This is a genomic window from Agarivorans sp. QJM3NY_33, assembly GCF_050870865.2.
Classification (GTDB): domain Bacteria; phylum Pseudomonadota; class Gammaproteobacteria; order Enterobacterales; family Celerinatantimonadaceae; genus Agarivorans.
Map to the genome: position 1 here is coordinate 1459211 of NZ_CP194039.2, position 24539 is coordinate 1483749.

At 43.5% G+C, this 24539-nt stretch carries 19 protein-coding genes; 5 read left to right on the forward strand and 14 right to left on the reverse strand.

What is annotated here, in order from left to right; translation table 11 throughout:
- Window positions 1–7: 7 nt before the first annotated feature.
- Window positions 8–1474: a betaine-aldehyde dehydrogenase gene (gene betB, locus ACRRSY_RS06600; protein WP_432456197.1), complete on the reverse strand. Its 1467-nt coding sequence runs from the start codon at window positions 1472–1474 to the stop codon at window positions 8–10.
- A 642-nt stretch (window positions 1475–2116) separates the two neighbouring features.
- Between betB and ACRRSY_RS06605 the strand changes: the two genes are divergently transcribed.
- Window positions 2117–3895, forward strand: a complete 1779-nt coding sequence (locus ACRRSY_RS06605) for a choline/carnitine O-acyltransferase (RefSeq protein WP_432464631.1) — start codon at window positions 2117–2119, stop codon at window positions 3893–3895.
- A gap of 547 nt (window positions 3896–4442) precedes the next feature.
- The gene (locus ACRRSY_RS06610) at window positions 4443–5060 is read left to right on the forward strand and encodes a hypothetical protein (protein ID WP_432464632.1); all 618 of its coding nucleotides are present in this window, start codon (window positions 4443–4445) and stop codon (window positions 5058–5060) included.
- Between the two features lie 266 nt (window positions 5061–5326).
- On the opposite strand, the gene ACRRSY_RS06615 is transcribed toward ACRRSY_RS06610, so the two are convergent.
- Window positions 5327–6367 (reverse strand): IS91 family transposase, encoded by a 1041-nt coding sequence (locus tag ACRRSY_RS06615; RefSeq protein ID WP_432451860.1) that lies wholly within the window; start codon window positions 6365–6367, stop codon window positions 5327–5329.
- A 2-nt stretch (window positions 6368–6369) separates the two neighbouring features.
- Entirely contained in the window at window positions 6370–7251 is an 882-nt protein-coding gene (locus ACRRSY_RS06620; RefSeq protein ID WP_432464633.1) for a site-specific integrase, read from the reverse strand.
- Between the two features lie 203 nt (window positions 7252–7454).
- Here ACRRSY_RS06620 and ACRRSY_RS06625 point away from each other — a divergent pair, with 203 nt between their 5' ends.
- Both ACRRSY_RS06625 and ACRRSY_RS06630 read left to right on the forward strand, forming a co-directional pair.
- Entirely contained in the window at window positions 7455–7952 is a 498-nt protein-coding gene (locus ACRRSY_RS06625) for a GNAT family N-acetyltransferase (protein WP_432464634.1), read from the forward strand.
- A 673-nt stretch (window positions 7953–8625) separates the two neighbouring features.
- Entirely contained in the window at window positions 8626–9483 is an 858-nt protein-coding gene (locus ACRRSY_RS06630) for an MATE family efflux transporter (RefSeq protein ID WP_439033349.1), read from the forward strand.
- An 862-nt stretch (window positions 9484–10345) separates the two neighbouring features.
- Here the strand turns inward: ACRRSY_RS06630 and ACRRSY_RS06635 are convergent.
- From ACRRSY_RS06635 to ACRRSY_RS06685, 11 genes are all read right to left on the reverse strand, one after another.
- A complete protein-coding gene (locus ACRRSY_RS06635) occupies window positions 10346–10855 on the reverse strand; it encodes a DUF6882 domain-containing protein (protein WP_432458951.1) in 510 nt (169 codons plus the stop codon).
- A gap of 1480 nt (window positions 10856–12335) precedes the next feature.
- Window positions 12336–14039, reverse strand: a complete 1704-nt coding sequence (locus tag ACRRSY_RS06640) for a flotillin family protein (protein WP_432464711.1) — start codon at window positions 14037–14039, stop codon at window positions 12336–12338.
- 36 nt (window positions 14040–14075) lie between these two features.
- The gene (locus ACRRSY_RS06645; RefSeq protein ID WP_432458953.1) at window positions 14076–14732 is read right to left on the reverse strand and encodes an OB-fold-containig protein; all 657 of its coding nucleotides are present in this window, start codon (window positions 14730–14732) and stop codon (window positions 14076–14078) included.
- Window positions 14733–15264: 532 nt separating this feature from the next.
- Window positions 15265–15699: a DUF2809 domain-containing protein gene (locus tag ACRRSY_RS06650; protein ID WP_432464636.1), complete on the reverse strand. Its 435-nt coding sequence runs from the start codon at window positions 15697–15699 to the stop codon at window positions 15265–15267.
- Entirely contained in the window at window positions 15680–17029 is a 1350-nt protein-coding gene (gene creD, locus ACRRSY_RS06655) for a cell envelope integrity protein CreD (protein ID WP_432458955.1), read from the reverse strand. The genes ACRRSY_RS06650 and creD overlap by 20 nt, the downstream gene beginning before the upstream one ends.
- A gap of 74 nt (window positions 17030–17103) precedes the next feature.
- Window positions 17104–18546, reverse strand: coding sequence for a two-component system sensor histidine kinase CreC (gene creC / locus ACRRSY_RS06660; RefSeq protein WP_432458956.1), 1443 nt, complete (start codon window positions 18544–18546; stop codon window positions 17104–17106).
- Window positions 18543–19238, reverse strand: coding sequence for a response regulator (locus ACRRSY_RS06665; protein WP_432464637.1), 696 nt, complete (start codon window positions 19236–19238; stop codon window positions 18543–18545). The genes creC and ACRRSY_RS06665 overlap by 4 nt, the downstream gene beginning before the upstream one ends.
- A gap of 251 nt (window positions 19239–19489) precedes the next feature.
- Window positions 19490–19876 carry a nuclear transport factor 2 family protein gene (locus ACRRSY_RS06670; protein ID WP_432453960.1) on the reverse strand — a complete coding sequence of 129 codons (387 nt, stop codon included), beginning with the start codon at window positions 19874–19876 and terminating at the stop codon, window positions 19490–19492.
- 330 nt (window positions 19877–20206) lie between these two features.
- On the reverse strand, window positions 20207–20800 hold the full coding sequence (locus tag ACRRSY_RS06675) for a malonic semialdehyde reductase (protein ID WP_432453959.1): 594 nt from the start codon (window positions 20798–20800) through the stop codon (window positions 20207–20209).
- Between the two features lie 709 nt (window positions 20801–21509).
- The gene (locus tag ACRRSY_RS06680; RefSeq protein ID WP_432453958.1) at window positions 21510–21776 is read right to left on the reverse strand and encodes a hypothetical protein; all 267 of its coding nucleotides are present in this window, start codon (window positions 21774–21776) and stop codon (window positions 21510–21512) included.
- A 102-nt stretch (window positions 21777–21878) separates the two neighbouring features.
- The gene (locus ACRRSY_RS06685; protein WP_432458958.1) at window positions 21879–22313 is read right to left on the reverse strand and encodes a GFA family protein; all 435 of its coding nucleotides are present in this window, start codon (window positions 22311–22313) and stop codon (window positions 21879–21881) included.
- Window positions 22314–23096: 783 nt separating this feature from the next.
- Here ACRRSY_RS06685 and rhaB point away from each other — a divergent pair.
- A complete protein-coding gene (gene rhaB / locus ACRRSY_RS06690; protein WP_432464638.1) occupies window positions 23097–24539 on the forward strand; it encodes a rhamnulokinase in 1443 nt (480 codons plus the stop codon).

Sequence of the window (24539 nt, forward strand, 5' to 3'; positions counted from 1 at the left end):
TTATTCCTTAAAATGGGCTTTCAAGTGGCTGCATGCCCACATAGACCGCTTTAGTTTGGGTATACGCTTTTAATGTTTCGCTGCCATTTTCTCGGCCAATACCAGACATTTTATAGCCACCCACTGGCATTTCAGCTGGTGAAGCACCATAGGCATTGATCCAGCAAATTCCAGCTTGCAACTGATGTATCACTCGATGTGCACGGTTAATATCTTGAGTAAATACGCCAGCGGCTAAACCTAGTTGGGTATGATTTGCCCGTTCAATCACTTCGTCTTCTTCGCTAAACGTTAGTATCGACATCACCGGGCCAAATATTTCTTCTTTTGACAAAGTCATATCGTCGGTGCAATCCGTGAAAATTGTTGGCGCAACAAAGAAACCATCGGGTGCATTTTCTGGTTGTAAGGCGCAACCACCAGTGAGTAGTGTCGCCCCTTCAGCTTTGCCAATTTCGATGTAATCGAGGACTTTCTGTTGATGTGCTTTTGATATCAGCGCACCAAAATTGGTGTTTGGATCCATCGGATCGCCGCAAACAATGTTTTGTTCGGTGCGCGCGATTAAACGTTCGATAAAACGAGGGTAAATATCTTGTTGCACAAACACTCGTGTGCCATTGGTACAGATTTCACCCTGAGTATAAAAATTACCTAACATGGCCGCAGAAACAGCATTGTCTAGGTCTGCATCATTAAAGATGATCAGCGGTGATTTACCGCCTAACTCCATGGTGACTTGTTTTAATGAGCTAGCAGAAGCTTGCATCACTTTTTTGCCAGTGCCTACTTCACCAGTAAAAGACACTTTGGCAATATCTTGGTGCCCTGTTAACCAAGCGCCAACTTGAGCATCGCCTTGAACCACATTAAACACACCATCGGGAAGACCTGCCTGAGTCAAAATTTCAGCTAAGCGCATTGCGCCGCGCGGGGTTTCCTCTGAGGGTTTAAAAATCATGGCATTGCCACAGGCCAGCGCAGGGGCCGCTTTCCAGCAAGCAATTTGCAGAGGATAGTTCCAAGCGCCAATTCCCGCACAAATTCCAAGAGGCTCACGGCGGGTATAATAAAAATCATCGCCAATCGGTTGCTGACTTCCTTCAATGCTTGGCGCTAAGCCTGCAAAAAACTCAATTGAATCTGCACCCGTCACGACATCAACCACCGATGCTTCTTGCCATGGTTTGCCGGTATCCAGAACTTCAAGCGCAGCGAGTTCATCATTGTATTCACGCAATAAAGCCACGGCTTTTAACAAAATACGGCTGCGTTCAATGGGGAGCATTTTTGACCATGTGCTAAACCCAGATTGAGCACTCTTTATGGCCGCTTCTTGAATCGCTTGATTGGCCGTTTCAACCAGGTAGCTGACGCGACCAGTTGCCGGGTTAATGACTTCAAATGTTTCACCCGTACCATTAGATATATATTGACCATGAACATAGTTTTGATAAACGACTAACGATGGCATCAAGGTTTCTCCATACTGGCCAATTACTGCTTTAGTTCTCGTTTTCATACCGCTGCAGAGTTGCCTGTATTTTTAAGTTGTTGTATCAGCGCGACATCAAAAGTGCGGCTGTAATTAGATATGTTATACCGAGTGATTGGGCATAGATAAGTCTAAGCTTCGTTTAAAAAACAATCAGCTGGGTGTTTATTTGATTACGATCCTAATGATTAGAGCTCTAATTATCAAGTGGTGAATAAGTATTTACTGAATTGTAAATTTATACTCAATTAGATAACACATTGTTTTAAATGTACTAATTAATATAACGCTAGTCATGTTCAGATCAATAAAAGATATAATTACAGCTAAAACAATTTGAATTGTAATCATTTTATAGCTGTACTGATGAACGCACAGCCCTGACGGGCGTGGTTCTCATCAAATGGTCGCAGAGTGCAAATAACGCTCACCTTTTAAAATAAACTCTACTGACATTCGTTCCGATGTTACAGGTCGTTGGCTGGGTAAATGATGATAAAAGGGGATGCTTCAAACTCGATAAAGGGTTTATCTCTTAGGACTAAATTACGCTAGTTTTTTGGATGTTCGTTGGTGACTGATGAGAAGGAAACACTTGTTTGTTTGAGGAGTGAAAGGTCCATGGATAACACATTTAGTTGTCAAAAAGAGCTACCTATTATGCCGGTGCCAGAGCTAAATGAAACCTGCGGTAAATTCATGGAATGGGCTGCGCCATTATTGACGGAACAAGAGCGAGGTCAAACTCGAGCGCTTATTACGCGGTTTCTTCAGCCCGGGGGGGAGGGAGAAAGGCTACAGCATGATCTGATTGAATGGGCTCAAGCTCCCGCAATTTCTAACTGGTTCGCCCCTGTTTGGCGTGACTTTTACTTAGCATGTCCCAAATCGCTGGTGATCCACAGTAACGTATTTTACTACCTGAAAAGTAAGCTTGATGAAAAAACAAACTCACAGGCAACTATTGCTGCTGCGCTGATTGTGAGTGTTTACCAGTTTATCGCTTTGATTGATAACAAAACCTTGAAGGTTGACATGCAAAAAGATCTGCCACTTTGCATGGAACAGTATCAAAATATTTTTTCTGCAACCAGAATACCGCAGCAAGGCACTGATGATCTGAAAGTCGGGTCGTCTAGAAAGCATATTGTAATCATGCATCATCAGCGGATCTATCAGCTCAATGTCTTGGATGAATACGGTAATATTTACGCCCTATCTGCACTTAAAGCTGCGTTTGATGAAATTCTTTCTGGTTCAGAGAAAGGACAAAACTTTGGTTTACTCAGTACTTTGCCACGCGATAACTGGGCAAAAAGTAGAGCCGATTTACTTGACATATCGGCGAGAAATGGCGAGCGAATGCGCATTATCGAAGATGCTGCTTTTGTCGTGAGCCTTGATGAAGATTGCCCGGAAGCACTCACCGAGATCTCAAAACAGTTACTTCACGGTTCTGGACAGGATCGCTTCTTTGACAAATCACTGCAGTTTATTGTTTTCAAGAATGGTAAAACGGGGATCAATTTTGAGCACTCAGGCGTGGATGGTTCGGTCATGCTTCGTTTAATCGCTCATATTTATGACACGATTGATCAGTGTTGTTTGCCTCAAGCGAAAGTTTCTGCGAAGAGAAATCAAGCGGCTGTTCCTCTCGTTGAAGAAATTGAGTTTGATTTAAACGATGATTTGAAACAAACGCTTTGCTCTGCGGAGGATTGGTTCGCTCTGCATGTTGCCAATACTCAAACCAGAGTTTTGAATTTTACTCAGTTTGGTAAAAATCAAATTAAACAATTTGGCGTCAGCCCTGATGCGTTCGTGCAGCTTGCGCTGCAGTTGGCTGAATATAAACTCTATGGCAAGTGCTTCAGCGCCTACGAAGCTGTGATGACTCGAACCTTTCTCGGTGGGCGTATCGATGTTTTGTATACGGTTTCTCCTGAATCGATGCTGTTTATCGAAAGTATAGGTGCGGCCAATTGTTCTACAGAGGCCAAAAAATCGGCGCTGATTCAAGCGACTCGCAAGCACGTGGCACGAGCCAAGGAGTGTCGTTTTGGTCAAGGCGTTCATGCGCATTTACTGGCCTTAAAATATCGTTATACCAGCGTGGGGGATACGCTTGGTATTGAGAATCTTCCGCAAATATTTAGCGACGTGGGTTATCAAGCACTGACACACAGCATTGTGTGTACCAGTACCACATCAGAATACGGCGTTGAGTTGGCAGGTTATGGACCGATTGTCGATGACGGCTTTGGGATCCGTTATTTTAAGCAACATGATTCCATTTGTTTCAATATGACCAGTAGAACGGCAATGCAGGACAAACTTGAGCAGATGCAAGCTTATATAGAGCAATCACTGCTTGAAATGGCGGAGTTAATGCGAAGCTAGTATTGTTTGGGCTTCAGGTGCTAGGCGTAAATTCACTTCTATTCGAAGTGACAGTGAATTAAGTGAGTTGGTGCTTACTCCTGCCAAGGGGTTGCTAATCGGATCGATGATGTCGCCGCCTGGTTCCGTAAGGCTTAATCATCGCTTACTTCGCACTCATTTTTGTCGTCTTTATGTTGACATCATTCAATAAAATCACACTTATCATTGACCGTGGGCCAGCAGAAGGTCATCGCGGGTTTCCTCGAACATGATGTCGCCCTTGCAGTCATACTTGGCGAAGAGAGGCTAGGGTATATGCTGTATTTGCACAGTACCTCTGGTTTCGTTTGCGTCATTTGTCAAAGTAATCAATGAAAAAAATGGATCGACGATTGATTGATGCCGAGTAAAAAACTAAGGTAGACAATGGGTTAATATCAAATCATTAATTGATGAGCGAACGTGATGAAGGTCATATTTTTTGTGATAGGCTGCGCGTTCATTGAATGGGATAGGCCGCACGTGCGGCCTACTTAGCGTTAGCAAGCAACTAGGAGTCGAGCATTTGAATGATGGAATTATCTGGTTTTGCTGTTTTGCATTACTAGTAATCGGTATGATTTTGGGGATTAGCCTTGATAGTAACTCTGAGACATTAGATGCTTTATATAAAGTGTTTGGGATTGTTGCTGGTATTGGAACTTTATTAACAGTAATTATTGCTATCTCTGCTTTGCAAACTTGGAAACATCAATTTAGCCATGCCGAACGATTTAAAACTTTTAAGGAACTTGACCGTGTTGCTTTAGAGTGTATTAGCAATGTCGAACAATATTGGGGGGTATTCAAAGATGAATATTTTCCTCCCACTACACCTTATTATTATGAAGATCATTCAAAGGCTAAGAGTGAAATATTAGGCTTGTTTTGGAAATCTAAAGATTGTTATCGTATAGATGTAGATTTTGCTCAGTCTTTGCTCTCTGCAGAAGAGCAGAAAGAATTCAAGTATTCGTATGGGCACTTTGATACAAAAATACATGAAATTCTTAACGGAATAACTCAATCATATAATAACCTTGAAGGTGAGGAAAGACATCAAGGTTTAATTAAAGTAGAAAGTGATATTTTAAACCTTAAAGTAGATCTCAAAGATAATTTACGAAAATTCAGAGGGCGATAAAGCTTGCTAACAAATAAGAATAGGTGTCGCGTAGCCGCCACCTTATTCGGGTGTTGAACAAGCCCGATGCTCCCTTCTATAGTAAATAACGGTATTGATGTTGGCGGGGCCAAGGCCTTGTTACTTTTTACAAGGCGAGTTTGGCTAAGACTGGGTGAATGGCGTTAAGCCTTTACCTGTCATACATGGTGCTAAGCTGTTATTTTTTTTATGTATTCATCCTCATGTTAAGCCCTGCCATTCTCCTTATCCTGTTCGCCTTTCGGCTAGCTCGTTCGACTCACGCCTGTGCAGTGCATGGGGTGCTGGCAGCAAGGGCATGGCCGGGTCGCGCTGTGCTTGTCGGTTTGGAGCGCGGCGAGGTTCACGCGTTGCGGCACTCGCAGGAGTAACTGAATGCGCCGCAATATGTGTTTGGCGTTGCCCCGTAAAAAACCATAATCTCTCACCCGCTGTAATCCCTTGGGCAATACATGCGCCAAGATAAGCCTTAAGAACCTTAAGGTAGGCAAGGTGCGGATTTTGGTGGTGTGGCTTTGGCTATCTAGATACCTAAAACTCACTTGGTCGTTATTGGTACTGATGATGTCGTTATCGGATAAGATCCCGCGATACAAGTAGCGAGATAAGTACTGTAGCGCGGGCAGCCCAAAACCTACGTTGCGACAATCGACCACCCATTTGGTGGGGATATGCGGGGGCAACTTGATGTTTGGGTGTTGATTGAGCGCATCTAGCATTCTCCCTCGCCATACCTTGGCCAGCGCAAAGGCGTTAAACAAGTACTTCTTGTTGCAGTGATGCCACTGCTGCTTCGCACGGTGATAGCGCCCACCGGCCACCAATACATGTAAGTGGGGATGCAGGTTACGCTGGCGGCTATGGGTATGCAGTACGGCGGTAAACCCTAATTCCCCCTGGTTCTGGCGTTTGGCAAAGTCCTTTAACAGGCTTGATACCACCTTGAACATGATTTGGTATAAGGCTTTAGGCTGCACGCGGGCTAAAGCCCTTAGCTCATGAGGCAGGGTGAAGGTCACCATAAAGTAAGTCGTGGGTAGCAGCTTGTGTTGTTGGCGAGTTAACCAGCCAGTGGTGCAATGGTGTTGGCACTGCGGGCAATGCCTATGGCCGCAAGACAGCGTCAATTGGTCTTGATGCGGGCAATGTTCACACTGCCAAAGGCTGTGACCTTGTTGCTCAGTTTTACAACGCAGCATGGCATACATTGCCCGTTTAGCATCCGCCCTTAAAAGCGGTGCAAGCTCGGCCTCATGTTGGTGAAGTAAATCAATAAAGGTGCTCATGGTTACGGCCACATGAGTGTGAGAGAGTCAGTGAGTTTATTCACTGCCTTTACGGCATCTAATTGCTTCACTTGGGTCAACTGGGTATAACGTGCAGTGGTATTTAAACTGGCGTGTCCCAGCAAGTGTTGCAAGGAGCGTAAATCCAAGCCTTGTTCAAGCAGATGGGTGGCATAACAATGGCGCAGCGAATGCGGGCTAATAGGTTTATGAATACCGCAATCGCGCAATACCCGCTTCAAGGCTTTTTGTACGCCGCCTTTATCCATAGGCACATCCACCTGTTTACCTTGGCGTGGAAACAGCAGACGAGCATGGCGATGGCTTTGCCAATGGTGACGTAAAACCTGAAGGGTGCGACGCGGCATGGGCACGAAGCGGTCTTTACCGCCTTTAGCATCCCGCACATGGATTTGCATGGCCTGACTATCAATATCATGAATGCTTAAGTGTAAGCCCTCGCTCAAGCGCAGCCCCATGGAATACAACACCAAGAAGAAGACTTGATAGCGGGGTTGCGACGTCATGCTAATCACGAAGCCGACTTGCGCAGGGCTTAAGATATCGGGTAAGCGCTTCACTTGAGGAGGCTTCACAATGTTTAACCACTGCCATTGTTTCTCGAGGGTGTAGCGATAAAAAAATTGCAAGCCATTGCGGTCTAGCTTCACGGTGCTCCAAGAATGGCTGCTAATGAGTTGAGCAAAATAGGCCTTTAAATCAGCGGTGCTTAAGGTATCGGGGGAGCGGTCAAAGTGGGCAGAAATCCGACGTACCGCACGCGAGTACGCATCAATGGTGGCTGGTCGTTTCCCTTGTAAGGTTAAATTGGTAAGGTGTTGTTTATATATAACATGATAACGATGTTGTTGGGTAGGGTTCATGCTGCATACTCCGGTTCATCACGACCGATTGGCCGTGTCACATTGAGTATGAGATATCAGGTGCTATGCACTCTGCCGCAGAGCGGCTTCGTTCAACAAGAGCTTTAAACGGACTAAAACAGTGGGTTATGTTTCGCTTTGCTTCACATTATAACCCTCTATTTTAGTCCGCTTAAGCAGGCGTTAGCTGTATATGAGGCTCCATGAACATCGAAGTAAGACGGATTAATCCTACAGATGCAGAAAATTTGAGAAATTGCAGGTTAGCAGCACTTAAAGACTCTCCTCATGCATTTGGAGCAAAGTTGTCTGATGAACAAAATAAACCTCTGTCAGAATTTGAATCCGACTCTCAGAGATTATCTAGTTCTGATAGTACCAGTATGTATTTAGCCCTAAGTGAAGAAAGCGTTTATGGACAAATTGGTGCCTTTATTTCTTCAGGAAAAGCATATATTTGTGCCATGTGGGTTTCTCCACAAGTTAGGGGCCGAAGGGTTGCTACTCGTTTATTAACAATGGCTTTCGACTGGCTAGTCGAAAGTGGGCATACTGAAGTTTACGCATGGGTTGTAGATACTAATAATGTAGCAATCTCTTTTTATAATAGTGTTGGTTTTAAAGCTACGACTTCAAAACAGGTTCTGCCTAGTAATGAGTCCCTGACAGAAACATTATATAAATTAAGTAAATACAGCTAACACATATGAGCCTCTGGGTAGTCAATAGGCGAGCCTAACTTATTTGACTGCTCTTGCAGTCAAATTAAAATCAATCAACAAATGCATCTACTTCGTCTGTCAGTTAGCTGTCAAATCATCGTTTACAGCAAACACATATAGAGGCTCTCTTAGTGCGATCTTATCGCTGCCTGAGGCTATCCGGTCCTTCGGAATGTCAGGGGCACTAGACATTTATCGGTTAACCCTAAAATGGCACTATTCAAGTCACAGGTTGTGATCACCAAGCACACATATTTGAAAAACATTTTTTGCTAAATCGATGCCAACAACTTTAATATTCATGATGGACGCTCCTTTGTTAACTAAGGTTTTGTACCTTTAGTTTGGCGCATTTGACGCCGTAAGAGGGGCGTCCATCACATCACCCATTCTAAAAACAGAACCAAAAATAACATGTTTTCTCGGCACTTAACCTAGGCTAAAGCCAAAAAAACAAAGCAATTTAGCGAGATAAGTTTAATTGCATGGATTAACTTAGCCCTAAATGAAAACAAGACAGCCATTAAACATTTCAATAGCCGGTGGGGATGGCTATGTGATTTTGTCCAACGATTTAGAGTGGGTGTCTCAATAATTCTTTGATGTATTGCTGTTTACTTATTTTGTATCAACGGGCAACAGTAAGCTGCCAATGAAAATTAAAATAGCTAGTTTAGGGCTAAACGTTGCGTTCAATTACATATTTATCTTTGGCAAATTTGGAGTGCCCGCATTGGGCATTCAAGGGGCAGCATTAGGGACTATTGTTGCTACAACATTTAATGTTTTTCTCTATCTCGTTGTTATAAAAATATCTTCTGCGCACTCAATACAAGCAAAGAGTGCTTTCAAGCAAGTGAAAGGCATACTTAAGCTTGGGGTTCCATCTGTTGTGGAAAATTTCACATTCCAGATAAGTTGGCTGATTATTATAGTTCTCATAAACAGCTATGCGATCTCAGTCGCGGCGGGTTTTCAAATTGGTTATCGAGTTGAGAGCATTGCTTTTTTGCCAGGGCTTGGTACAGCGGCCGCGGCTGCCACTCTAGTCAGTCGATTTGTGGGAGCAAACAGACCAAAAGATGTTGATAAGGTTGTATCAGTTACTGCGAAATTGACATGTCTGTTTATGGGAGGTATAGGCTTACTGATGGCTATCAATCCTGAGTCATTCGCCCGTATATTTTCCGATGAACTAGGTGTGATCCATGAGGCTTCGCTATATATACGTATTATCGGCTTGGCTCAAATACCATTAGGTCTACAGTTCGTTTATACCGCCGCCTTAAGGGGACTTGGAGATGTATCGAAAACGGCAATAATTAAGATCGTATTACTGTGGCTTAATATCATTATTCCTAGCCTGATTATTGTTCATCTCGGATTGGGGGTCGTTTGGCTGTTTACTGTAGTGGCACTAGCAAATGTCATTGACGCAAAGGTATTTATATCTAGGTATAAACACTTGCGAACACAATCGCGAATTACAACCATAAATAGTGCTTATTAGCACTATTGTTTGTTTGGGTAGCGCTTGTTATAAGAAACGCGCTACCCATTAGTTTTCCTATGGTTTATTGTGTTAATGGAACATACTATTTCAATGAAGGATAAATCACTTTGGGGCAAAATATTGTTAGCCTATTGATTGGTGTAACACGCCTCTGGACAAAAATGAGTTACGCTGATTGTTTGTTCAAAGGTATGCTGGATTAGATTAAGTATGGCTGAGACGGAGATAACGCCGAAAACAGCGGCGCGCGTTAGCGCATCCAGCCCGTAGGGCGATGCTGCCTATGTTTGTGTACGGCCAGCATGGGCATGAACTAATGAGGTAAAAGTCCTCTGTAGGAAGCCGGACGCCTTTTTATCTAAAGAGAGGGCGAGCTGATGAACAAGAACATCATATGAGGCGTAGGCTGGAGGCGAGTTGGCACAAGACAACGAAGCCATGTGATCTAACGGCCACCGTAAATGATGCAGCAGTGCAGAGAAAAGAGAAAGTGCATGTTCTACTTCTTATAAACAAAAGTGGGGAGCTCTGCTTAACAAGCGATCGTTTAACTCACGCTATGGCGATTTAAGCAGACGGCTTTTTTTTAGATAAAAAGTCCCAATGCCGTTCTATTGTGTAATGGTTGGGACATGGTGAAGGCCTGAACCTGAAAATCAATGAGGAGCCTGTGCAGCTCATTGTCTCCGTATCCGACCGGACTGAGGAGTCATGGCGCAAAAACAGAAGCCATCATTGGAATGCAAAGGCGCTAATCGGCCGTTGTATTTTAACCGTTTTCAGGAAACGCCCTGTGCGGAGCCGCATGCAGGGTGTTGTGGGGGCTGGAGGTTAGATTCCTCCGGCTACCCGATTATACCTATTTTACCCAATGAATATCAGTAATTACCATGTAAGTAAAACCTGTATTATCAGTAGTTCTGTATGCGCCCTTAGCATTTAAGATGTAACTTGTAATTGAAGTCATTTCCCAGCCATCCACCTCATCAGCAGACCATTTTTCATTGATTAGCGCCTCATAGTTTTTAGATACCCCAAATTCTTTCACTTTATACATTTGGTCTTTTACATTATCTAAAATTGTCTGATTTGCCCAAGACCAAAGCCAAGTGTCGGACTTAGTAGAAACTGAGCCTACAAATTGAACTTTCGCTATAACCACGGGTTTATCATCGTTAGAAAATACTAATGTTCCATTTTCTTGATCCCAATCGAACCTCTCATGTTCTCCGATTTTATACTCAGCCATAATCGCATCTTGCTTTTCTGACAGAGAATTATGAGCAATAGTGACAAAATCAATCCAATCATCAGAAGCGTTGGCGCTTGATGCAAATAAACTAATTACTGATGCTATGAGCTTCTTCATACTTTCCTAATAGGTATATTAATATGCAAATTCCCATCTTTCACGCATGCGAAGTTACCACCTATCACGCAGCACAGAAATTCACACAGCCTTTAATATTCAATTTTATCAACAGCATATCAGTGAATCACCATTTTGACCATGCGTGAAAGATGGTAATGCATTTGCAGAAAGATGGGAACCCACTTAACTGTGTATAATTACAGTGAAAAGATCGACATATGAGCCCAGCATATCTCGCGTTTATCGAGGTAAAAATGCGCTTAACACGCTTTAGAGAAACAACAATTCGAAGGGATTTAGCATGGATATAGCGCTTTATTTTATTCAACAAGAAACTAGACACCAATTTAAAAAAAACCTTTCACACTCTTGATAGCCAAGATTACGCTTTTAAATCCCATCATCTTCGCCGAGTAGCGCAAATGAACAAGGGAGCAAAGTTGAAGTCTGTTTGAGCGTAGCGAGTTACTTCAACGCCCTTGAGAATGAGCAACACAGGGTTTAAGAAGATGCAGGGCGAGCTTTCTTTTTGCTTCGTTTTTCTTTGCTCGCCAAAGAAAAATGACGTCGACGTAGGCGAAAGCTTTTACCCCGTTGCTGACACAGAATGACAGAATGACAGAATGACAGAATGGGGAAAAACTGAGTTAGAAAGGATTTTGTATGAGCTATTTTTGATCGTAAAAAATGACGCTCAAAAAAATAAACTAGACCCCCATTCTAAAAACAAAAATCTTTCACACTCTCGATAGCCAAGATTACGCTTTTAAATCCCATCATCTTCGCCGAGTAGCACAAATGAACAAGGGAGCAAAGTTGAAGTCTGTTTGAGCGTAGCGAGTTACTTCAACGCCCTTGAGAATGAGCAACGCAAGGTTTAAGAAGATGCAGGGCGAGCTTTCTTTTTGCTTAGCTAAGCTTTGCTCGTTGAAGCTTAATGACGTCGCCGTAGGCGAAAGCTTTTACCCCGTTGCTAACGCAGAACGGGGCTGCTATGAGATAGCTCATTATAAGAAAAGCGATGTCTTGACAATCTGGTGAATTGAGCTAACTCACTTTGAAGCAAAAAACTTTCACACTCTCGATAGCCAAGATTATGCTTTTAAATCCCATCATCTTCGCCGAGTCGCGCAAATGAACAAGGGAGCAAAGTTGAAGTCTGTTTGAGCGTAGCGAGTTACTTCAACGCCCTTGTGAGTGAGCAACGGAGGATCTAAGAAGATGCAGGGCGAGTTTTCTTTTTGCTTAGCTAAGCTTTGCTCGTTGAAGCTTAATGACGTCGCCGTAGGCGAAAGCTTTTCCCCCCGTTGCTAACACAGAACGGGGCAAGAGCGCGTTAGATACGCACACTCTCAACTGTCAGCTTAGATTGTGTATTAAGATGTGTCTGGTCCCATATGAACGATACCGCTAAGTCAAATTAAAGGGGCTGCTTTAAGCCCCTTTCTAAGATTTTCTAGTTGGTTGGTTCAACTTGTTATGAGTTAGCTGCCGATTCAGCTTGCTTGGTAACTGCTAAAGCATCTTCAATGAGACTTGACTGGCCGGTGAGCAAATCTTCCAAACAGCCATTGTTTTTATCCACCAAGCCAACCTCTTTTAACATGGCATCAACTAAGGGGGCATTTGCGCGATATCCTAAGGCCGCTTCTGTGACTTGTTCGGCAAGACCACCTGGATGACTGTTGGATTCTCCATTTAGCGAGCTGCCATGACCCGCGCCATAGCCTTGGAGAATTTTGATGCCTTCAATGTTCTCTAAAGGCTTCACGGCGCTGGCAACCAACTCAGGTAATATTTTTAGGATCGCCAATGATTTTTGCAGCTCGACCTGTTCATCGCGCAAGGTGTTTTCAGCTTCGTACATTGCTTGTTTACCAGCGGCTTCTACGGCATACACCTTCTCATCGGCTTCGGCTTGGAGTTTTTTGGCATCGGCTTCGGCTTTCGCTTCAATCAAAATGGCAGATGCTTTATCTTGCGCCACTTTCTTTTCGGCATCGGCTTGCACGGTGATACCAACCGCATCACGTTCGGCTTCTTTTAGCGCATCAATCACCTCAATCTCTTTACGACGATTCGCTTCGGCAATTTGGCGCGCGGTAATCACCGCTTCACTTTTCTCAACTTTGACTTTTTCTGCTTCAGCGGCTTTTGCTTGAGCCGCCGATTCTTCTTCTGATTTTTGGGCAATCGCGATTTGTTTATCTTGTTCGGCAACTTCTAAATCACGTTGGCGTTGAATACTGGCTTGTTCTAAGGTTTTACTTTTTTCAATTTCACGAGTTTCAATATCACGAGATTTTTCAATTTCAGCCGCTTCTAAGGCGCGCTCTTTGGCAATTTCGGCTTCCCGCTCTTCTTGCTCTTTCATTTCACGGTTTTTTGAAATTTCGGCTTTTTGTTCGGCTCGTTTAAACGCCAGCACTTGTTCTTGGGTGAGTTTGGCTTCTTGTTCTTGCTTACTCACTTCAAGCGATTGTTTTTCTGCTTCTAGGTTGCGCTGTTCGATCTTAATGCGGTTTTCTTGCTGAATGTCGTTGGTTTCTTTACGTTTTTCTTCAATTATTTTAGTTAATCGAGCACGACCTTCGGCATCAAATGCATTGTTTTCATTAAAAAATTGTAAGTCAGTTTGGTCAAAGCCAGTTAACGAAACAGACTCGAGTTCTAAGCCGTTTTTCTCTAAATCGTTCATCACGTTTTGTTGCACTTTTTGTACAAAGTCTGAACGTTGTTCGTGCATTTCGGTCATCGACATTTCTGCGGCCACCGAACGTAGCACATCGACAAATTTGGACTCCATCAGTTTTTTCAACTCTTCCACACGCATGGTGCGAGTTCCCAAGGTTTGGGCGGCCATCGAAATACCTTCGCTATTCGGTGCAACTCGCAAGTAAAAGTCGGCCTTAACATCAACCCGCATCCGGTCTTTGGTAATCAATGCGTCTTTTTGGGTTTTCTCGACTTCGATACGCAGGGTATTCATATTTACTGGAATGGTTTCATGCACCACTGGCAAGACTATCGCGCCGCCATCTTTCACCACCTTCTCTCCGCCTAAACCGGTTCTGACAAAGGCTGTTTCTTTGGTGGCTCGGATATACAGCTTGGCTAAAATTAAACCAATGGTGAATAGGGCAATAAACCCAATACCGACCCAAATTAAGTAAAAAGCAATGCTGTTACTGTTAACTAATAAATCCACTATTTATCCTTAATGTTCGTTTAATAATTGGTCGAGTTTGCTGGCGGTCCAGTATTTCCGGTGCCGTTCAAGCAATACAATAATTGTTCCCGTTGGGAACGTGTCTTGGTCTTCTAAAGGTTGCACCATTAAGTAATGTTTTTGCCCGTATTGGTCGGTGCATACCGCTTCCGCTGGGCTGCCCACGGTTGCTGTGCCTACCGTTATTCTGGCCTGTAAACCTTTAAAGTCATGCTTAGAAATAGCGCTAGATTGGCTTTTGGGAAATACTCTGGCGATAGTTCTTCCCAAAAAGCGTGCGCTTAAAATGGCAAACAATAATGCTCCCAAGTGAGTCATAGCCGAGGGGAGTAAACCATTGCCACTGGAAAGGCTTAAGTAATTGAGGCTGAGCCCAGCAAGGCCAAAGCTGCTTAAGAATAGAATGATCCAAACCAGCAACGGTAATTGATTTAAATATAACCAACCGAGCAGCCCAGAAAGCGCGCCACTATCTACATTGGCGTCCATATCCACGTTAAGATCTATGGGGAGAATGTCATCCAGCATGTTGAGTAGACTCACACCCACTAATAAGCCTAATATTTCTATAAGAGCCAGCCCAAGCACAAAGGCTAAGGCCAAGCTAAAGCTGGTATTCACATCTGCGAGTAAAAATTGGTACATTCAGCATCCTTTTTACAATAAAAAATTGAAACGAGTCTTCGCTTCATTTCAACAGCATACCTTAAACATTAATCGCTAGTTTGGCGCAAGTTTTCGTTAAAGCCATGACCAATATGGAGCATTCTCGCGACAATTACATTGCCATCATCAAAGTGTTGAGCTTTCTCTGCCTTACTCGCTTGTCGGCATAAACTAGCACGCACACTTATCAAAGCTATTATTTAAATAAACATTAATCTAAGTGGTTGATATTACGCTTTGATTTTTCCACTCTCAAGTGGAAACACTCCGTTTTGCGAATTGTTTAAGGGAGAATGACTGGATATCAAATAACAGGATGTATTTTGTGAACTTACAGGGTTTTATGAAGAGACTGCCAATCATGTGAATTCATGGTGTTGATTTAGATATTTATGAGTCAATTCAAATATTGCAAGGTACGCGAAAGGCATCGTTTGATAAGCAACCATGATTTGCTCTACATATCGATCCTGTCGCGATTTTTACTTTCTAGTGTGGAAGCGCAGATCTTTTAACTTTGCTCGATGTCGATCAATAAGCACAACATACCGCCGATAAGATAAGCCAGCAAATCCATTCCGTCGAAGGTCGCTCCCAAAATAATATGTAATACCGATGAAGGGGCAATGTTCAGCCATTGGTTGATTTGCAGGTACTGTCCCATCTCTATTAAATATGCGATAAGGACTGCCGCAGCAGCCGTTATTTTAGACGAAACATTCACAATACTGGCAAGTAAATAGTGCAGCCACACCACCACGAATACATCTCCCAAGGTCGGTCGAATAAAATCATCTCGCACATAGCAAGCAATCACTATCAACACGACTAGCCACAATAGACTCTTTAATGCATGGGGCAGCGAAAAGCGCAGCCGTGACCTTGAACCAAAGCCACCATCACGGCTGTTGTTTTTATTTGCATGTTTAAGCTTCTGTGGGGTCACGATTAGTCTCGGTTGTGAGCTCAGATACTGGGTTGCTGCGTTGGTACCAATCTACCTTGCGGGTCAATAACATCACGAAACTTAAAACGACGAAGCACAACAAGGTCCCCATGAGTAATGCGTAATTTTCTGCCTGAAGTAATCCAAATAGAATGCCATAGAGAATTAATAAGCTCATCCCAAACACCATGCCATGTTTGATGCTATTTAAGATGCCGCCAACATAGATACTCAATAAACTGGTTGATGCAACAGCAGACAATGTATACGCCCAGTTAAAGCCCATATGTTCGCTCATTGAAATTAATAGTAGATAAAATAGTGCAAGTGCCAAACCAACAAAGCCATATTGCACGGGGTGGATCGGTCGCGCTTGAAACAGTTCCAATAAAAAGAAGCTGACAAATACCAGGGTCATAACCAAAAGCGAATAGTTTACCGCGCGATGTGATTTCAGATAGTGGTCTACAGGATCAATAAGGCTTACTCCCATTTGCCGTTGTTCTAAGTCGGCGCAGGAGTCCACGCTCGACAAACAACTTTCAAACCATTGAGCGATATTGGTTGAGAAGTTATTGCTTGACCACTGGGCTTTAAAGCCGGATTCGGAGATGCTGGACGAGACTGGTAAATAGTCACCAATAAAGCTCGGATGTGGCCACGCAGAAGAGAGTTCGACAGTGGAGCGATCACCGATTGGTGCAACTTGTAATGTGCCTGTGCCTTGCAGTAGAAAATTTAGGTCGAAAGCCAAAGGTTTAGTTAAATCGATTTGTTGGAGTTCTAAATTGCTATGAAACCCTTGGGGAAACTGGCTTAGTCCTGTCCCGGGAAAGACTTCAAAGGTCTTTCCCGCTAGGGCCATCTCATCAAGTCTGATTAAGCCCCGGCTATCTCGAACCCCTACAACCATACTTATTTGGGTTATCTCGTATTGACGTAGTGCATCTAACGCTGCAAGTTCAAAAGTTCCTCTTAATGTGGTCTGTGCTTTGTATAGTCGAGCACGATAAATACCCCGATATTTTTCAAAGCTGTCCAGTTGAGCGCTCATGTCAAAAGTTTTGGGTAAGATAAATTTTCGGTTCGCCAATCGGTAAGTTATGCCATTGCGAAGGTCTGGAACCGTGTAGTTCACCATGATAAAAGGACCGATAATATGTTGCTCGCTGCTACTGCTGCGAGCGATGTCGTTGATGACTTGTTCCTGGTTAACTGAACGCTCAGAGATTAGTCCACTGAGCATAGAAACGGGAATTTGAAGCAATATAAGTAAAAACAGCACGAATCCGAATTTCATGCCGAGTTGATGATTGAGGATTTGTTTCATTTTTCATTCTCCTTAACTGATGTTTTCAATTTAAAACAGTAGTTTGGAGAATCGATGGAGCTTGTGTAGAGTTTTTATGTAGTTGCTAGGTTTAACGTTACTTTTACGCCCAAGCTTACATTTTTAATCTGAAGGCTACCTTTGTGCAGTTTCATGACCTGGTCTACAAAGTTGAGTCCCAGCCCGCTACTTTTCACTCCGTTTTCGCGTGGCAGAGAATAAAATCGCTCGGTCAATCGCGGCATCGCATAGTCGGGGATATGCGGACCTGAATTATAAATAGATAGATTGACCGTGTCCTTAGAGACAGCAAGCTGCCATTCAATCAAGCCATCTTGCTCAACAAAATCTAAAGCATTATCCATCAAATTATACAGTGCTTGTTTGAGTAAGAAAGACTCGCCAAGCACCACGCTATTTCGGTCGCATTTTATATTGCAAGTCGCTGCTTTGGCACTTAAGCGAGCATCTGCCGCCAGCACAACATCATCCAGTGCTGCTGCGATTGATATTTTCTCTAAGGTTTCTAACTGAGGTCGTTGTTCAAGGCGCGTTAGTTCGAGTAGATTATTTATCAGGGACAGCATTCGGTCACTTTCTCGTTCGATGTTATTTGCGAAACGAGCTATTTTTTCTTCAGGCAAAGGCATTTGTAAAATTTCGCTGGCACCTTTGATGGCTGAAAGTGGGCTTTTTAACTCATGGGTGAGAGTCTGCACATACTTTTCCACGTATTGCTTGCCATCAAGTTTATTGCGCATTTTCTGCAAGGCATCTCCGAGGGCTTGGTACTCATAGGAAATGCGAAAAACTGGTTTGGTGACTTTCTCTCCTTGCCCCAATTTTTTTGCGTAATCTTCGAGTCTGTTGAGTGCCGAATGAATACGCCAGGCGAACAACGCCCCAGCAATAAGCACCAAGCCACTCATCCAAATCATCCAAAACAAAACATTGCGTTTGGAGCGGTCAATAAAGGGTTGAACGGAGCGATTGGATTTGGCAACCGTTAAGCTGCCGATGATTTCTCCGTGGTGGTAAATTGGCGCAGCAATATGCATGACCGTTGATAGTGGATCGTTGGGATCCTCGGTGGAACTGCGCGCACCGTATTGGCCGCGTAGTGTGAGGAATACATCATTCCATTGTGAGTAATCTTTGCCTACATCTTGTTGCCAGGAATCGGCAATGACGATGCCTTGTTGATCGGTAATATAGATGCGGTGATTACTTGCTTTTTCGCCGACGCCCCAAATGTGAGATAGTGGATCTCGCTGGCCATAAGCGCTTAATAATTTCGCAAATCGACTCTCTGACATGTTGCCATTGGCGACATCTTGCTCCGCCAATACGGCAAGCAAGTTTGCCATATCGACCAGTGTTTCTTCCGTGGTTTGGCGTACGGTAGGCTTGAGCTCCAAAATTACGGTTTTGCTTACCATGTAGGCAGTAATTCCAAGCAGGATAAAATAGAGCAAGAACAGTCTAAATCCTAACGGTATCTTCGGCCAGCGGCTCATGACTGCCCCTTTAGACTATAAAAATAACCAAAACCTCGCTTGGTACGAATGCGTTGATGCATGGCAAACGGCTTCAGCTTGTTACGGATAGCTTTAATGTGGGTATCAACATTACGCTCGTAAGCAGCCTCTGGCGCCATATCGGCAGCTATCATCAATTGTTCGCGGCTCAATACATTGGAGGATACCGAAATCAGTTTGTTGAGGATCTTAAACTCTACTGCGGTGAGACCGAGTTTCTGATCGTTGACACAATAGTCAAAATTATCAGCGATTAATTGCTTGGTTTGTATTGGCTGAAGTGCTGCAAGCGCTGGCGTCATTGTTCGAGATTTAATGCGGAGCTTGATTCTTGCTAACATTTCTCTGGGGCTAAACGGTTTGGTTACGTAGTCATCTGCGCCTATTTCCAAACCAACCACTCGATCTATCTCTTCGTTTCTCGCGGTCAGAAAGATGATCGGTAGATCAGAAAACTCGCGAATGGTTTTGCACAGTTCAAAACCATTCCCATCGGGTAAGCCGACATCCAACACTAACAAAGCAACGGCGTTCTCTTTCAAAAACGCTAAGCCTTCACCTGCCGTTGCAACCCACTGAGGGCAATAGCCATCCATTGCTAATACATGAATGAGATTTTCAGCAATTGCTGGTTCATCTTCAATGATGAGTACCGTTAATTTTTCATTCAATGTTCGAACTCCACAAAACGACTTACTTGCTATTTATTGCGATGTAAAAGCCAACCCTGTGGTTAGCTCTCAGGTTTTGAATCACAGGCTATCGAATTAGTTTTATCATGGCAAAAAATAAAACAGAGAAGCTAGTCCCGTTTAAATACTCAGCGAATGAAGAGGGATTAAGGTGCCAGGCAAGAGCTGTTCAGATTTGGCTGGACAACAATCATGAGTTGGAGTCGAGATTGAGGGCTCTTAATGTTGGCTTACATGACGTCGCAAACGGTTTTACTATCAACAAATTGTTCGAAACTTACTATCTTACTATCTTTTAGTGTCCATAAGTGGGCAACTCTGGCTTTGAAATGCTTGCCGGTTGTCTTATAGGTTCCACTATAAGTACCATAAGCAAAAACCTTGTCACCTGACGCAACATAGTCTTCAACTGCAAAATTATAGCCATCCCATTCGCTGGCTAAACGCGCAAAAACATTTTTTTCAATTTCGTCAAATCCTTGGTAAGTTCCCGCATAAGGAAAGCCAGCCGCTTCGGTCCATTGAGTGTCAGCGCTTAGGTAACGTTTGAGGTTTTTGCCGTTTTCTTCCGAGGTTTTACCTTCATAGGTACTTTTTACAATATCAAGATTAGTCATCGAGTTAGTCTCCTAATTAAAAATCTCTTGATGGTCATAGTCATAGGACCGTGTTTGGATAGGCCTTAAGCATAACGAACACAAGGCGCTTCGAATAGCCTTAAATGAAGCTAAAATTTAGCTTAAGAGATGGCCTGTGAAGACTTCATCGCGGGTTCAGTGTTGAAGGTATTTTGGACTGCATGGGGAAATGAGCTGGTTTGGCCTGTGTATAAGATCATCGCGATTGTTAAACACGACGACATCGCCATGCTGTGTTTTGCTAGCAGAGCAGCCAAACACGCGATTGCCTTGCTTGCTAAAAAGCGAATAGCGGCTTGGCGCAAATCACTAAAGTATTTTAACGACGTCTTCAAATGCGAGACGAGGTCCTCTTGGATAGTTTTGTGCTGCATCCCCATAGCCAAAATTGATGATGAAGTTAGACTTATAACGCCCCTCAGGGAAGAAGCTGTCATCGACCAGTTTGTTATCAAAGCCACTCATTGGGCCGCAATCTAAACCCAGGCTGCGAGCTGCCATGATGAAATAGGCGCCTTGCAAACTTGAATTTCTAAAAGCGGTTGCATCGCGGAAACTTGCATCATTTGCAAACATGTCTTTGGCTGTTGGATAAGCGGGGAATTGCTCTGGTAGATGATTATAAAACTGCTCGTCAGAGGCTATGATGACCGAGGCTGGTGCCGCGAGGCTCTTTTGCTGATTCCCAGGCGCTAAGGCTTTATTTAACTTTTCTTTTGCGTCGGCACTTTTAACGACCACATAATAACCGGGTTGGCAGTTCATGGATGTTGGCGCCCATTTCATTAATTCATAAAGTTCTTTAATCAATTCATCGGGTACCGCTTTATCTAAGAAAGCATTAAATGTTCGGGCTTCTGTAAACAGCTGGTTTAGAGCCTGTGCATCTAGTTTGGTAGTCATATTCTTCTCCGGTTTATGTGGGTAAGTATTTTGTTATTCACGTATGAAGTTTCAATTTATAGTTTGGTTTGCGTTGTATGCTTTTATATTAGCTAACCGTTGCTCAAGCTAACCGTAATAACTATTGTGGTCGAATTTAGTGAATGTGCCATCAAAATAGTTAAATGCACTCCGGAATCCCCTAAATTTTTTAAGTCACTCCGATAGTTGTGATTTTCGCCAGCAAGAGCGAGCACATGTTTAGTGATGGGCCATATATGGATGATTATATGCGGATGCTTATAGACGATTGTAATTGTAAGCGATTAGGTGAGGTATGAAGTGGCCTTAGCAGGATGATAAGCCGTAAGATTAATACCCATCTAACTCATTCTCTGTTGATTGTTGCGGGCCTAAATTACCACTAACTGGGTTCTGTATTTGGTCATTAGAGCCACTGGTGACTGTAGATCATGCTTGGTTATCGGCAGATTTATGCTGCGCAATCTGTGGATCATATAATGAATCAGCTTGCTATATGACGTTTTAGGCTAGCCAAGCGTGCCAGCGATTATGCTGACACCTGCTCGATAAACCTAAGTGAGCGCTTAACCCGAAGTTTATACAAATTAGCTTAGCTATTGGAAGTTAGTGCTGTTTGAATCGAGCGAGTCGCAGGGAAATTACACTGCTGCTGGCTCTAACCATGTTGAAGCGGTGGTTCACTTTTTCACAGGTCTAGATTTCGAGTTAAAACTTCTGCGGATGTAATAATTCGTTTTGTCCGATAAAGCTCTGGATGTTTTTCATCGTCGGCGTAGCCAACGGGTTCTCCAGCACCAGTATTAACAAACCAAGAGTTTTCTGGTTTACGATCACCTAGCAGTTTTTTAAATTCGGTTGGCTTAACACCAATGGCTTTAGCTGCCGCATTGTAGGTGCAGCGAGTCTTAATATTGTTCAGGTAATCTCGGATGATGATTATTTTATCCAGCATTAAAAAGTAATTCCTCGAAAGTTAACGCCAAGCTCAGGTTTGTTGCCCGCTTGGCTTATTTCACCTATCAATATAGGCCATTTTGTTGTATCACATGAAGCGCTAGGTTATGGCATCTTCGGGTACATTTTCTTGATATTGCGGAACACCATCTGCGATAGTTTCCCAATTTGCTTTAGAGCCCACGTAAATATGTCTTCCCAGTTCAATGTGAGGATCTTCGTTAATACAACCTAAAGTTACCCCATGGACTCTACCATTATAGAGGCCACAAAGTGTTGAACCGCATTGACTACAAAACTGCAGGCCAAATCCATGTTTACCCACATAAGAAGTCAGTAAGGTTTCACCAGACACCCATTTGAATTCATTTGCATCAACTAAAGCATAAGCCGAGGCTTGCGAACTGAATGCCTTGCGGCATTGGGAACAATGACAGGAACGAGCATCTCGTAATACGCCATTAATACAATATTTGATTTCCCCGCAGAAACACTCGCCAGTGATAGGCATCCACTTCCCTTGATAGATTAACATGTATAAATCTAGCACGATTTGCTTGGTTTATGCATTTCAAAGAGACAAGTGATGCTGTTTAGGGTGTTGATATCTGCAAAGATGCGCCCATTTTACACGACATAGCCGCGATCAACATCCGTTCGATCAACAAACCTCACAAAAAAACATCAAAGTCTGGTTAAGCATCTTGGCATCGTTGATGGCTTAAGGGGCTGGCGGTTGCCGGTAGTTGCCGATGCTTGCCAAAGTTCTCGCTATGGGTTCACTAAGCATATGGGATGCGAAGTGAGTGCTTGGCCTACTTTGTTAAGCCTTGCTTGGATTAGATGTTCTCCCTGCTAGCAAAGCGGTTCGACGCGCTTAGAACGTTAATGATGGGGAGTGATATTCGCCGAGTCGTTGTTCAGGTCTCACTTCTATGAGTGTTTGAGCGATTTTTATAGCCCTTCGTTCGCAATATGAGCAAAGGCTGGTGATTTGCTCTTTAGTCATGGCTGTGACGTCGTTTGCTCGCCTTTCTCTCGCTTATCCGCTTGAAGCAGCATGTTGCTTTCGCAAGCTCAACATTCTTGGTGTCGCTATCTTGCCACGGTTGTAAAAACATTGAGTTGTCATTGAGAGTGATTTTTCCTACGGGCTCTGTGTTCAATACAAGCCCCCTCATAAACTTTTGTAAATTTGAATCTGAGCAGGTTTATCTTTAAAAAAATACACGATTAATTTCTATTCCTTACAAAACGTGAAGTTATTGTGTGTCGATAATCGTTTTAATAGCCCCATCAAGAAAGGGGAATTAAAACAATGAAGTCAGTGATTGCGGTTGACCTCGGTGCGTCTAGTGGACGTGTCATGGTTGGATATTTAAGCGAAGGAAAGCTTACTTTAGAAGAACTCCATCGTTTTAAAAATCATCAAGTTAAAGTGAACCAGCAGCTTTGCTGGGACCTTTATTCGATTTTAGAAGAAATCAAAATTGGCATTAATAAGGTATTGGATAAAAACATTCATGTTGCCTCGCTCGCGATTGATACTTGGGGCGTTGATTTTGTATTACTCGACCAATTTGGTCGTCATCTGGGGGAGTTTGTCAGCTATCGAGATCAGCGTACTCAAGGGATCCAAGAAAAATTAATTCGTGAGAGTGGCATTAGCCGACAGGATATCTACGGGATAACCGGCATTCAATTTTTGCCGTTTAATAGCATTAATCAGTTAAAAGCGATTACCGGTAGCCAGCCAGAGTGGTTAGAGCAAGTGGATAGCTTGCTGTTTATACCAGATTACCTTAATTACAAGCTTTGCGGAGTGAAGCATTGTGAATACACCAATGCGTCTACCAGCCAGTTATTGGCTTGTGATGATCAGTCGTGGTCGCCTGCTTTAGTCGAAGCCTGTGGTGCAAAGCTCGACTGGTTTTTACCGCCAAGCCTGCCAAATCGTATGATTGGCCAATATCATTTGGGAAGCATCAGTATCCCAGTTTGTTCCGTTGCTAGCCATGATACAGCCTCTGCGGTTGCTGCCACGCCTATTTTTGACCAGCATTGCGCTTATTTAAGTTCTGGTACCTGGTCCTTGTTGGGCATTGAAAGTGAGCAAGCTTATACCTGTAATAAAGCTTTCGCTTATAACTTAACCAATGAAGGTGGGGTGAATGGGCGTTACCGGGTTCTGAAGAACATTATGGGTTTGTGGCTGATCCAGCAGATTAAAGCAGAGAATCCATCTTTAGCTTTTAGTGATATTGCGGCGCTGGCAAAGATGGCCAAGCCTTTCGAATTTATCATCAACCCCAATGACGATGCCTTTTTAAACCCCGCGTCGATGACCGACGCGATTAAAGCGTGGTTTAAGCAGCGCTCACAACCCTCTCCCGAAACGCTTGCTCAAGTGGTGCGCTGCATTTATGACAGCTTAGCCTTGGCCTACGCCAGCGTGTTGGGTCAGTTAGCTGAAGTTTCGGGTCGAAACCTGCAGGAGCTGCGTATTGTTGGCGGAGGAACGCAAGATCAATTCTTGAATCAACTGTGTGCCGATGTTTGTGAGATCAAGGTTTCGACCGAACCGACCGAAGCCTCGGCACTCGGCAACGTGGTGAATCAATTTATCGCTCTGGGTGTCATAGCCAATCTTGAACAGGCGCGCCAGCTGGTGCACCACTCTTCTGAAGTGAAAATCTTTGAACCACAGCCTATCACTTCACTTCAAGCAATTAAAAATCAATATAAACAAATCATTAAGTAG